This window comes from Actinomadura logoneensis (genome assembly GCF_003428695.1).
GTDB classification, from domain to species: domain Bacteria; phylum Actinomycetota; class Actinomycetes; order Streptosporangiales; family Streptosporangiaceae; genus Spirillospora; species Spirillospora logoneensis.
The window spans coordinates 1-11,976 of the sequence record NZ_QURH01000135.1 but is presented as its reverse complement, the minus strand read 5'-3'; the positions used below and the strand labels follow the sequence as shown (position 1 = coordinate 11,976).

The following is an 11,976-nucleotide window of genomic DNA, read 5'->3' as shown; positions in this document are numbered from 1 at the left end:
CGCGCCGAAGGGCGCACCCGACGGCGCCCCGGGCCCTGCCGGGGGGCCGCGCGGCGCCGGTGCGGCGGAGACAGACCGTGACCAGGGAGTGAAGCGGGTCGGCCATGCGGCCTGACGCGCGAGGAGGCGAGAACATGAGCCGTGACGTGATGCGGATGCTGGCGGACGCCCGCCCGGACGAACTGGACCCGGACGCGCCCGTGGACGCCGGGACCCGGGAGCGGGAACTCGCGCGGGCCCGGCACGGCGCGCACGGGACGACGACCGTGACGGCGCCCGCGCGGAGACTCGTCCGCCCGGCGTGGGGGCTCGGGCTGGCGGGTGTCGCGGCGGCGGCCGTGGCGGCGGCCGTGATCGTCCCGGTCGGCGGCGACGGGGGCCGCCCGGCCGCCGAGCACCGGGACGGGACGCGGCCGCTCGACGGGAGGACGGTCCTGCTGACCGCCGCCGAGACCGCCGACCGGGAGGCCACGCCCGCGTCCGGGGCGTACTGGCATGTGACGGCGCTGACCGGGGAGTACACGCGGGCCGGGTCCGGCGCGAACGCCTACACCGTGGTCAGCGAGGAGCGCACCGAGAACTGGACGCCGACCTCGCCGGCGGGGTTCGTGGCGAGCCGGGTCCAGGACCTCGGCGCGCGGCCCGCGACGAGCGCGGACAAGGAGCTCTGGCAGAGATCCGGGTCCCCGGCGTCCTGGACGATCAGGTACTACTTCCGGAACGGGAAGTACAAGGCGCGCAAGCTGACACCGAACCCCGGCCAGGTCCAGACGAGCCGGGCGCCGATGAGTCAGGGCGGCGAATGGCTCGGCCGGGTCATCACGGTGAAGCAGATCAGGGCCCTTCCCGCCGACCCGAAGGCGCTGAAGGCGGAGCTGATGCGCTGGTACGCGGGCCCGGGCCGGAAGGCGGAGGCGGAGGCGGTGCGCGGCGGCGAGCTCGCGAAGCCCGACCCGAACGCGTGGCTGTTCGACATCACGCGCAGGCTGGTCACCGACCAGCCCGTGGCGCCCAAGGTCCGGGCGGCGGCGTTCCGGGTGCTCGCCGGACTTCCGGGGGTCGTCTCGGTCGGGAAGGTCACCGTCGGCAAGGGACAGCGCGGAGTCGCGGTCGGGATGACGCGTCCGGCGGGGAACGCCGGGGTCGACATGCAGATGCGCCTGATCGTCGATCCGTCGAAGGGACGGGCGCTCGCCACGCAGATGGTGCTGGCGAAGCCCAGCAAGTTCTACCCGGGCTTCCCGGCGGGCGCGGTGCTGAACTCGAGCGTGATCCTCGGCGCCGACTGGACGAACTCGGCTCCGAACTGACCGCCATCCCCGAAGGACGACGGACAAGCGCCGCGCCACCACCCGCGGCGCTTTTCCGCGCGCGGGGTCGCCGGCCCGCGCGCAGTGCTTCCCGCGCCTCCGGGAGCTTGGCAGCGCCCACGCGGCGTTCAGGCGGCATTCAGGCGGATGCGCAGCTTGGTGATGCCCACGCGTCGCTTCACGTGGCCACGAAGCTCCGCCATGCCCCGCGGCGTTCCGCGGGTGCACAGCTTCACTTGGCTCACGCGGTGTTCACGCGGATGCGGAGCCTCGCTATCCCTGTGCGCTGTTCACCGCGCACGCGCTGTTCACCGCGGACGCGCTGTTCACCGCGCACGCGCTGTTCACCGCGCACGCGATGTTCACCGCGGTGCGGAGTTTGCCGGGCGCGTTCAAGGCCTTTTCGTGCGTCGCGGCTTCACCCGCGGACGCACCGCCTGTTGCGCGGACGCAGTCGGGCTTCTTTCGACTCTGAGTCAGGGAGTCAACGCATACTCCGGGTGCTCTTCGGGGTGCTGGCGTGCCTCGGCGCGGGGCGTTTCTAGGCGGAGCGGGCGGTGCGGCGGGCGGCGCGTTGGGCGAGTCGGCGTTGGGCGGCGGCGGAGCGACCGCGTTCGAGGCTTTCCCGGACGCGCGCCATTCCGCGGGCGTTGGTGAGCGGATCTTTGGAACGGCCCGCGTAAACGGCGAGGACTTCGGCGACCGGCGGCGGTGTTTCGTCGCGCACCCGAATGGGCTGGGCGATACCGATCACGTTCGGGGCGGGCGTGTCGGCGGGTGGGGAAGGGGGGACGGGGAATGCGCCCGGCGTCGCGGGCGAGTGGTCGTGATCGGGCGCGGCGACGAGAGTGAGGGGCGTTTCGCAGTGCGGGCACCGCAACCCGTGCTGGGTTTCCCTGCTCATGTTCCGCATCATTACCCAGGGGTCTGACATTTGACGCTCTCGGCCCCGTGAACGGCACGTGTCCGGTGCCAGCCGAACGGTTAAGGCGTTGGATCCAAGAGGTAAGGCGGCACTTCCTCAGGGGTGATTCAGAGGCGGTGACTCGGCCTTCCGCGCGTTCCTTGGGACGGCCCGCGCGGGACGAGATCACCGGACGGCCCGCGCCGGACGGTGTCCGCATGGCGGTGCGGGCCGCGCGGATGGGCGGCGGCGTGCCGGTGGCTGCGGCCCGAAAGGGCGGCGCCGCCCAGAACGAGCGCGGCGAGGACGGTCACCCAGGCGACCGTCCGGCCGACGCGGAGGCCGTAACCGCAGGTGATCCACAGCAGGTGCAGGGCCCAGCGGCGCCACTGGGCGGGGTCGCTGCGGCGGCGCAGGTCGAGCGCGCGGTAGCGGAAGTCGCGCGCCGGACCGCCCTCGGCGTCGGCGGTCGCGCGGGCCAACTGCCGGTACAGGACGGCCAGCCGCGACGGGTTCTCGTCGTCCGCGTCCTCGCTGAGGACGGCGCGGGGCCGGGTGTGCCGGGTGAGGGGGCGGCGGCCGGGCGCGGTCGCGAACGCGCAGCGGCCCCGGATGCGCAGGGCGTCGGGATGCGCCAGGCCGAGGAACCGGCAGCGGCTGAGATCGACGTCGGTGAGATCGACGCGCGGGGCGCTGACACCGCTGAGCGACAGCACCCGGACGGCCGCACCGGCGCGGGAGGCCCCGCCCGACCCAGCGCGAGAGGCCGTGCCTGACGCGGTGCCCGAGACCGTGCCTGACGCGGTGCCCGAGGCCGTGCCCCATGCGGTGCCCGAGGTCGCCGGGGGCGCGGACGCCGCGTCGGGGAGTCCGCAGAAGGGGCGGTGCTGGGCGCGCACGCGGAGCCGGCCGAAGCAGACGGTGCCGGTGAGGTCGAGGTCGGCGCCTCGGACGCACAGGTCGGCGTCGCCCCGGACGGTCAGCCCGTCGGCCTCGATCCGGTCCGCGCTCGCCTGCACCCGGACGCCGCCGTGCGCGGAGACGTCGGTGAGGACGAGCCGGGCGCCGGCGGCGAGCGGGCCGAGCCAGAGCCCACGCCGGAACCGGGCGCGGTCGAACCGGGCGTGCCGCCCGACCCGGACGCGGCGGCAGGACAGCGCACCGCCGAAGCACGCCGCCTGCATCCCGGCGTCGCGGCCGAACCGGGCGCGGTCGAACGCCGCCGCGCCGATGAACACCGCCCGGGTGAAGTCGGCGTCGGCGAGCCAGGACGCCTCGCCGAACAGGGCGTCCCCGGCGAACACGGTCTCGGTGAACGCGGCGTGCCGGTGGAAGCGGGCCTGGTGGAAGGACGCGTTGCCGCCGAACCGCGCGCCCCGGAACGACACGTTGCCGAAGAACCGGGCGTCGTAGAAGGACGCGCCGCCGACGAACGCCGCGCCGTCGAAGGAGCTGTCGCCCTCGAAGCACGCGCCGCGCAGCGCGGCGGCCGACGGCAGCACCGCGCCGTCCAGCCGGGTGCGGCCGAGGTGCGGGCGTCCGTCCGGGCCGGTCAGCGCGTCCAGCACCTCGGCCAGCAGGTCGGCGGGGACGGTGGTGCCGCGCAGGTCCAGATCGGAGCCGGGATGGAGGCGTCCGGCGAACAGGGCCCGCTCGCCCGGCCGCAGGTGCGCGGGGCAGCCGTGGAACGGTTCGACGAGCCGTCCGGAGCAGCCGAAGACCGCGCGGCAGCGCGGCCACGGAACGGTCACCGCGGACGGCGGGGCGCCGGCGGCGGGCAGAAGGGCGCCGCCGGCCGACGGTGAGATGCCGACGGCGGAGGGGACGCTGAGGTGTTCCTGGGAGGCCACGTCTGTGGTTGTACCCACGCGCGGTTCCCGTCCCAATCTCTCTCTGTGGACAGGTCGTTACTCCCCGCCGCCGTCCTGCGGCGACGCCTCGAAACGGCTCTCCGGACGCCCGGATCCGCCTGCGGAGAGGCCCCGCGGGCCGCCCGCACGGGCCGTCCCCCCAGTGGCCGCGGGGCTTACGGGATGTGGCCGGAACCGGTTCCGGAGCTTGGGCGAAAGGCCCGGCGGGCAGGGGACGGACGTCCCGAGTGATCACGGTTTTCGCGGGGAAGATCGGTAGTAACCACCACAAGAGCCGCAAACGGGGACCGGACACTGCAGTTTCATCACCGTTCACCTTGACCGGGGAGCATGTGCCGCATGACCGTCAATCCAGGACATTTCCCCCAGTCCTCCGGGACGGACGCGCTGTCGGACGCGCTGTCGGAGGCGGGGCTGGGAACGCGGACGGAGACCCTGCCGGACGACCGCTACCTGGACCGGGAGGAGAGCTGGCTGCGCTTCAACCAGCGCGTCCTGGAGCTGGCCGAGGACCCGGAGATGCCGCTGCTGGAGCGGGTCCGGTTCCTGGCGATCTTCGCGTCGAACCTGGACGAGTTCTTCATGGTCCGCGTCGCGGGGCTGACCCGGCGGATGGCGACCGGCCTCGCGGTCAAGTCGGCGTCCGGCCGCCGCCCCCGCGAGGTGCTGGAGCGCACCTCCCAGGTCGCGCACGAGCTGATGCTGCGGCACGCCGCCTGCTTCCGCGACGACCTGCGGCCCGCCCTGGTCAAGGAGGGCGTGGAGATCCTGCGCTGGGACGAGCTCGCCGACACCGAGCAGGAGCGCCTGCGGCGGCTGTTCCGGGACCGGATCTACCCCGTCCTCACCCCGCTCGTCGTCGACTCGGCGCACCCCTTCCCCTACATCTCCGGCCTGTCGCTGAACCTCGCGGTGATCGTCCGCGACCCGGAGAGCGGGAAGTCGATGTTCGCGCGGGTCAAGGTCCCGCCGGTGCTGCCGCGGTTCATCGAGGCGTCGCCGGACCGGTTCACCCCGCTCGAGGACGTGATCGCCGCGCACCTCGGCCAGCTCTTCACCGGCATGGAGGTGCTGGAGCACCACGCGTTCCGCGTCACCCGCAACCAGGACCTGGAGATCGACGACGACATCAGCGAGGGCCTGCTGCAGGCGCTGGAGCGGGAGCTGCTGCGCCGCCGGTTCGGCCCGGTCGTCCGGCTGGAGGTCGAGGAGTCGATCTCCCCGGCGGTGCTGGAGCTGCTCACCACGGAGCTGGCCATCGACGGCGACCAGATCTACCGCGTGCCCGGGCCGCTCGACCTCGCCGGGATGTCCGCCATCGCCGACCTGGACCGGCCCGAGCTGCGCTACCCGCCGTTCGTCCCGTCCAAGGAGGCGATCGCGCAGGACGAGGGGATCTTCGGCGCGATCCGCGAGCGCGACGTGCTGGTCCACCACCCCTACGACTCGTTCACCACGACCGTCCAGCGGCTCATCGAGGACGCCGCGACCGACCCGCGCGTCCTGGCGATCAAGCAGACGCTGTACCGGACGTCCGGCGACTCCCCGATCGTGGACGCGCTGATCGACGCCGCCGAGGCGGGCAAGCAGGTCGTCGTCGTGGTCGAGCTGAAGGCCCGGTTCGACGAGCGCGCCAACATCGCCTGGGCGCGCAAGCTGGAGCAGGCGGGCTGCCACGTCGTCTACGGGTTCGTCGGGCTGAAGACGCACTGCAAGCTCGCCCTGATCGTCCGGCAGGACGCCGACGGGGTGCTGCGCCGCTACTGCCACATCGGCACCGGCAACTACCACTCCAAGACCGCCCGGCTGTACGAGGACTTCGGCCTGCTGACCTGCGATCCCGCCGTCGGCGAGGACGTCTCGGCGCTGTTCAACCACCTCACCGGCTACTCCCGCAACGACGGCTACCGGCGGCTGCTGGTCGCGCCCCGCACGCTGCGGCCGGGCCTGGTCGAGCGGATCCGGGCGGAGGCCGCGGCGCACCGCGCGGGCCGTCCCGCGCGGATCCGGATCAAGTGCAACTCGCTGGTGGACGAGGTCGTGATCGACGCGCTGTACGAGGCGTCCCGCGCGGGGGTCCCGGTGGACGTGTGGGTGCGCGGGATCTGCGCGCTGAGGCCCGGCGTGCCGGGCCTGTCGGAGACGATCCGGGTGCGCAGCGTCCTCGGCCGGTTCCTGGAGCACTCCCGCGTGTACGTGTTCGAGAACGGCGGCGAGCCCGAGGTGTGGATCGGCAGCGCCGACCTCATGCACCGCAACCTCGACCGGCGCGTCGAGACGCTGGTCCGCGTCAGCGACGCCGAGCACCGCGACCGGCTCACCGAGCTGATGGACCTGGCGATGTCCGACGGCACCGCCTCGTGGTGGCTGGACGCCGACGGCGACTGGGCCCGCCGGACCGCCGGTCCGGGCGAGAAACTGCTCGACATCCAGACCCACCTGGTCCGCTCGCACCGCTGGAGGACGGTCGATGGCTGACCCCGGCCCCGAGCCGGCCGCCGCTCCCGAGTCGGACGCCGCTCCCGAGTCGGACGCCGGTCGCCCCGCGGACGTCGGTCGCACCGCGCACACCGTCCCCTCCGCAGACGCCGTCCTCGCCGCGGACACCGTGCTCGCCGCGGGCGGGGTGCTGTGGCGGGCCCGCGACGACGGCGCGCCCGAGGTCGCCGTCATCCACCGGCCCCGGCACGACGACTGGACGTTCCCGAAGGGGCACGTCGAGCAGGGCGAGCATCCGCTCCGGGCGGCCGTCCGGGAGATCGTGGAGGAGACGGGGATCGTCGCGGCGCTCGGCCGCCGCCTGCCGTCCGCCGACTACACCGTGCACGGACGGCCGAAGCGGGTCGACTGGTGGGCCGCGACGCCCGTGGCGTCCGGCGGTCCCGCGTTCGTCCCGAACGACGAGGTGGACGCGCTCGAATGGCTCACCCCCGACCAGGCCGGACGCCGCCTCAGCTACCCCCTCGACCAGGACCTCCTGCACGCGTTCGCGACCGGCCCGCTCCGCACCCGTCCGCTGGTCGTCGTCCGGCACGGCTCGGCGGGTGAGAAACGCCACTGGCACGAACCGGACGTCCTGCGCCCCCTCGACGAGCGCGGACGCGCCGAGGCGATGGCCCTGGCCGACGTGCTGCCCGTGTTCGGACCCGCCCGGGTGGTGAGCTCGGCGACCGCGCGCTGCGTCGCGACCGTCCTGCCGTACGCGCGCCGGACCCGCGTGGAGGTCACCACCGACGCCGCCCTCACCGTCGGGGAGACCGCGCCCGACCGCGCCGTGGACCGGCTGCTCGAACTCTCCGCCGCCGACGGACCGCTCGTCGTCTGCACCCACGGTGAGGTGGTCAACGAGCTCGTCACCGGCCTGTGCCACCGCTTCGGCGAGGACGCCCCGCCGAATCCGTCCCTGCACAAGGGCGCCTTCTGGGTCGCGCACCTCACGGACGACTCCCTCGCCGCCCTGGAACGCCACGACATGCGCTGACGGCCGCGCCGACAGAGGCGGGCGCGCGGCGGATCAGGCGTTCCGGGCCTCGGTGAAGCGGGCCAGGGACTCCTCGGCGGCGTGCTGCTCCAGCGCGTGGATCCGGCCGAGCGTGAACGCCTCGGCCGGATCGCGGACACCGGCGGCGGCCCGCTCGACCCGGCGCATGGTGAGCAGCGCGTCCATGTGCTCGCCGAGGGCCGTCTGGACGGCCTTGGCGCGGCGCGCGGTCCGCTCCGCGCCCACGCCGAGGACGGGCGCGGCGGTCTCGGCCGCGTACCGGACGCCCTTCGCCGCCTTCCGCACATCGTGCCTGGCCGTCGCCACGTCCTCGGGGCCGCCGTCCAGCGCGGCGTACTTCCGGGCGAGCCGTCGCCGCGCCCGGTCGATCAGGGCGGGCATCTCCGCGGTGGCCGGACGCCGTGCCCGGCTGGTGCACGGAGGGTCGGCGACCAGCGCGTCCAGCGCGTCGAGGAGCGCGAGGTACCTCGGTTCGCACAGCGTCACGTTCATCCGCCGGTAGGCCCGCTGCTCCTCCTCGCCCAGCTCGACCAGCCAGGACGGTGCCGCCCGCACGCCCGTTGTCCCGCCCGGTTCGGCCCCGGCGGTTCCGCCCGGTTCGGCCCCGGCGGGCGGCGGGTCCTCGACGCGGACGAACGCGCCGGGTCCGTGACGCGGAAGCGCGGCGGCACCGGCTTCAGCGTCCGGGGCGGTGGCCTCCCGGACGCGTGCCGCGAGACGGGCGCGGAGAACCTCCAGGTCGCGGACCTCGCCGAGTACCCGGCCCAGCCATCTCAGCTCGTCCATGACCGGCCGGATGCCGCCGCGCTCGAACAACGGCCCGTAGGCGCGCAGGATGGCCCGCGTCCGGCGCGCCGCCACGCGCATCTTGTGGACGGCGTCGTCCTCACCGCACCGGGCCGCCGGGTCATGCCGCAACAGGGCGTCCACCTGCGCCGACAGGGCGGCGACGACGACATCCCCGACGCTTCGCCGGGGCGCGGCGACGTCCTCCTCGCCGCGCCCTCCGTCCTGATCATCGACGCCGAGGAGCCGGACCAGCTTGGACGACGCGGACGACGCGTGCGCCCCGGCCGCCAGAAGCCGCTCCTCCACGGCGTCCAGGAGCGTCGCCGGGCCCGTCACCACCTCGACCTCGACCTCCCGCCACCGCGTTGCCGTCCCGCCCCCGGCGTCGGCCTCCTCCGCGGAGCCGGTCGCGAGGACGGTCCCGGTGACGGCGTCGTCGGCGACCTCGGCGAGCGGGACGTCGTTCTCGTCCAGCAGGACGGTGGCGCGGCGCCTCGTCTCCAGGACCGCGACCTGGCGGAGGGGTTCACCGCGCGTGTACGCGACGACGAGCGAGGCGAGCCGTCCGGGAACGGCCTCGGCGCGGCGGCCGAGGGGCTCGCGGACCTCCAGCTTCCCGCCCGGGACCGGCAGCTTCAGGTGCCAGCCCGCGTCCGCCCTGCCGCGCCGCCTGCGCAGGGTGATCCCGCGCACGGCGAGGCGCAGGTCGGGAGTGTCGAAGTAGGCGGCGTGCAGCCGGACGGGCCGGGACCCCCGGACGTCCGCGACGCCGGGCAGCCCGGACAGGTCGGGCGAGGGGAGGTCGGCGTCCGCGTCGTACTTGCGCTCGACCTCCAGGTGGCGCTCGGTCACGCGGGGCCTCCGGGTGTCCTCCGCTGTCCGCTGGGTCGGATGTCCGCTGGATCGGATCATCATGGGGAACGTCCCCACGCGCGGCCCTCGGGGAACCGGTGTCCCGGGAGACTCAGCGGGTCTCGGAGGTTTCGGACACGTCCAGGTGGTACTTCATCCCCATATGGGACGGGCGAAAGCCGATTTTCTGGTAGAAGCGAATCGACTCGGGCCGCTGGCGATCGGTCGTCAGCTGGACGAGCCGGCAGCCGCGCGCCCTCGCCTGCTCGATCGCCCAGCCCACCATGAGCTGCCCGATGCCCCGCCCGCGCTGCTCGGCGGCGACCCGCACGCCCTCGATCTGGGCGCGCTCGCCGCCGGTGTAGGTGAGACCCGGGATGTAGGTGAGCTGGAGGCACCCGGCGATCTCGCCGCCGAGTTCGGCGACGACCACCGAGTTGTTGGGGTCCTTCTCGATCGCCTCGAAGGCGGCGAGATAGGGCGCGGGCACCCCGCCGCCGGCGACGCCGGCCTCGTCCTCGCCCCCGAGCGACTCACGGCCCGCGGCGATCGGGTCGTTGGCCAGCAGCCGGACGATCCAGGGCAGGTCATCACGGGTGGCTTCACGGAAAGTCACATCTTGAACCGGGCGCACGCGCCCAGGTTATCCGGCCGTTCCACGCCACCCGCCACCGCGACTTGTAGTACTACTTGCCGTAGTACTACGTTGGGTGGACAACCACCTCATCCCGAACCGCCCGGCGTGATCTGCCGGGCCGTCGCAGGGAGCACACCCTCATGCCGAACCCCAACGCCGCAGAAGAGCACTGGAGCGACCACGCCATCTGCCGTGGCGCCGATCCGGACCTGTTCTTCCCCATCGGGTACGCGGCCCCCGTCCTGCGCGAGCAGGAGCGCCAGGCCAAGGCCATCTGCAGCAACTGCCCCGTCGTCGCCGACTGCCTCCGGTGGGCCCTGCGCGTCGGCGAACCCGACGGCATCTGGGGCGGGACGACGCCGGAGGAGCGCCGCCTGCTCCGCCGCCGGGACGACGCGCCCGTCCGGCACCACCTGCCCGTGATCACCGTCCGCGGCGACATCACCGAGGCCGCCGCCTGACCGACGCCCCACCGGCGTGACCTTCCTTACGGGCGCGCCGCGCGACGCACGCGCCGTTCCTCGCACACGGCGCGCCCGCGCGCGGCGCGCTCCGCATGTGATGCGCCCCGCATCCGGCGGGCTCTTCCCGTGAGACGCGCCCCGGATGTGGCGGACGTTGCATGGCGATGTTCGCCACATCGGCGTTCCCGCGCCCGGTTCCGCGCATCGCCGCGCTCTGGACGGGAACGTCCGGGCGAGGGACGATCGTTGACAGGACGGCGACAGTGGAGCACGGCGACGGGGTGGACGACATGAGCTACTCCCCGGTCCAACGGGAGAGCCGGAACGAGAGCCTGGCCGCGCAGGGGACCAGGGCGCTGGGAGCGGCGACCCTCATCCTGCTCGTCACGGCGGGCATGTGGGTGCTGGAGGGCATCGACTACACCGTCAACGGCCGCCTCGACCAGTACGGCATCCATCCGCGCGACGTCGGCGACCTGCCGGACATCTTCTCCGCGCCCTTCCTGCACGTCGGGTTCGGGCACCTGATGGCCAACACGGTGCCGTTCCTGATCCTCGGCTTCCTCGCCGCCGTCCGCGGCATCGGCCGGTTCCTCGCCGCGTCGCTGGTCATCATCGTGGTCGGCGGGCTCGGCGTCTGGTTCACCAGCAACGCGCTGACGCTCGGCTCCAGCATCCTGATCTTCGGCTTCTTCGGCTACCTGATCGGACGCGGCCTCTTCGAACGCCGCCTGACCGACATCGTCATCGCCGTGGCGGTCGTCGCCGTCTACGGGACGATGCTCGTCGGCGTCCTGCCGAGCGACCCGTCCAGGGACGATGCTCGTCGGCGTCCTGCCGAGCGACCCGTCCATCTCCTGGCAGGGCCACCTGTTCGGACTCATCGGCGGCGTCCTCGGCGCCTGGATGCTCCGCCGCTCCTGAACCCCGGCCTCCCGCGTCCGCACCCCGTGGCCCCGCGATCTCGTGACCCCGTGGCGCGGACGCGGCGACCGGCATGGCTCCGCTTCCAGCCTCCGCCCCTGCCTCCGCGACCTGCGGCGGCGCGCGGTCAGTTCTTGGGGCGGACGACGAGCTCGGTGATCTCCGCGTCGCGCGGGGTCTCCAGCGCGGCGAGGATCGAGCGGGCCATCGACTCCGGGGACGCGAACTCGGCCGGGTCGTAGGCGCCGCCCTCCTGCGCGCGGACGCGGCGCTGCATCTCCGTCGCCGTCCGGCCGGGGAAGAACGACGTCACCCGGATGTCCGGCTCCTCGGCGCGGACCGAGTCGGCGAGGGCGCGCAGCCCCCACTTGCTCGCCGCGTACGCGCCCCAGCCGGGGTTCGCGCGCAGCCCGGCCGTGGAGTTCACGTAGACGATCTGCCCCCGGGCGGCGCGCAGCGCGGGCAGCAGCAGCCGGGTCAGCTCGGCCGCCGACACCAGATTCACCGAGAGGTGCTCGATCCACTCCTCGGTCTCGGTGTCGACGACGCGGTCCAGGTGGGCGACGCCGGCCGCGTAGACCAGGCCGTCCAGGCGGTCCGGCAGGCCGGCGGCGGCGAGCGCGGCCTCCAGCCGGCGCGGCGCGCCCAGGTCGAGCGGCAGCGTCGTCACGCGCGTGTCGGTGGCGGTGCCCCCGTGGCCCGCGCCCCGCCCGCCGTCGGACG

Annotated in this window: 10 protein-coding genes; 5 read left to right on the top strand and 5 right to left on the bottom strand. The window is 74.1% G+C overall.

Annotated elements, in window-relative coordinates; translation table 11 throughout:
* Positions 1-134 precede the first annotated feature (134 nt).
* A complete protein-coding gene (locus DZF91_RS07170; RefSeq protein ID WP_117356696.1) occupies positions 135-1,310 on the top strand; it encodes a CU044_5270 family protein in 1,176 nt (391 codons plus the stop codon).
* Between the two features lie 541 nt (positions 1,311-1,851).
* On the opposite strand, the gene DZF91_RS41845 is transcribed toward DZF91_RS07170, so the two are convergent.
* Both DZF91_RS41845 and DZF91_RS07160 read right to left on the bottom strand, forming a co-directional pair.
* Entirely contained in the window at positions 1,852-2,214 is a 363-nt protein-coding gene (locus tag DZF91_RS41845; protein ID WP_235834138.1) for a hypothetical protein, read from the bottom strand.
* 128 nt (positions 2,215-2,342) lie between these two features.
* Entirely contained in the window at positions 2,343-4,064 is a 1,722-nt protein-coding gene (locus tag DZF91_RS07160; protein WP_117356695.1) for a pentapeptide repeat-containing protein, read from the bottom strand.
* Between the two features lie 360 nt (positions 4,065-4,424).
* Here DZF91_RS07160 and DZF91_RS07155 point away from each other — a divergent pair, with 360 nt between their 5' ends.
* Both DZF91_RS07155 and DZF91_RS07150 read left to right on the top strand, forming a co-directional pair.
* Positions 4,425-6,563 (top strand): RNA degradosome polyphosphate kinase, encoded by a 2,139-nt coding sequence (locus tag DZF91_RS07155; RefSeq protein ID WP_117356694.1) that lies wholly within the window; start codon positions 4,425-4,427, stop codon positions 6,561-6,563.
* The gene (locus DZF91_RS07150; protein ID WP_117356693.1) at positions 6,556-7,566 is read left to right on the top strand and encodes an NUDIX hydrolase; all 1,011 of its coding nucleotides are present in this window, start codon (positions 6,556-6,558) and stop codon (positions 7,564-7,566) included. Before DZF91_RS07155 ends, DZF91_RS07150 begins: the two co-directional genes overlap by 8 nt.
* 33 nt (positions 7,567-7,599) lie before the next feature.
* Here the strand turns inward: DZF91_RS07150 and DZF91_RS07145 are convergent, their stop codons facing one another.
* Together DZF91_RS07145 and DZF91_RS07140 are read right to left on the bottom strand one after the other, a co-directional pair.
* Complete coding sequence (locus DZF91_RS07145; RefSeq protein WP_158587868.1) at positions 7,600-9,228, bottom strand: CYTH and CHAD domain-containing protein; 1,629 nt, start codon at positions 9,226-9,228, stop codon at positions 7,600-7,602.
* A gap of 112 nt (positions 9,229-9,340) precedes the next feature.
* Complete coding sequence (locus tag DZF91_RS07140) at positions 9,341-9,844, bottom strand: GNAT family N-acetyltransferase (RefSeq protein ID WP_117356691.1); 504 nt, start codon at positions 9,842-9,844, stop codon at positions 9,341-9,343.
* Positions 9,845-10,005: 161 nt separating this feature from the next.
* Here DZF91_RS07140 and DZF91_RS07135 point away from each other — a divergent pair, with 161 nt between their 5' ends.
* Together DZF91_RS07135 and DZF91_RS43235 are read left to right on the top strand one after the other, a co-directional pair.
* The gene (locus DZF91_RS07135) at positions 10,006-10,326 is read left to right on the top strand and encodes a WhiB family transcriptional regulator (protein WP_117356690.1); all 321 of its coding nucleotides are present in this window, start codon (positions 10,006-10,008) and stop codon (positions 10,324-10,326) included.
* A 161-nt stretch (positions 10,327-10,487) separates the two neighbouring features.
* Positions 10,488-11,495: a rhomboid family intramembrane serine protease gene (locus tag DZF91_RS43235; RefSeq protein WP_235834137.1), complete on the top strand. Its 1,008-nt coding sequence runs from the start codon at positions 10,488-10,490 to the stop codon at positions 11,493-11,495.
* On the opposite strand, the gene DZF91_RS07125 is transcribed toward DZF91_RS43235, so the two are convergent.
* A partial coding sequence (locus tag DZF91_RS07125) for an SDR family oxidoreductase (RefSeq protein ID WP_117356689.1) occupies positions 11,381-11,976 on the bottom strand: 596 nt, incomplete at its 5' end. The genes DZF91_RS43235 and DZF91_RS07125 overlap by 115 nt on opposite strands.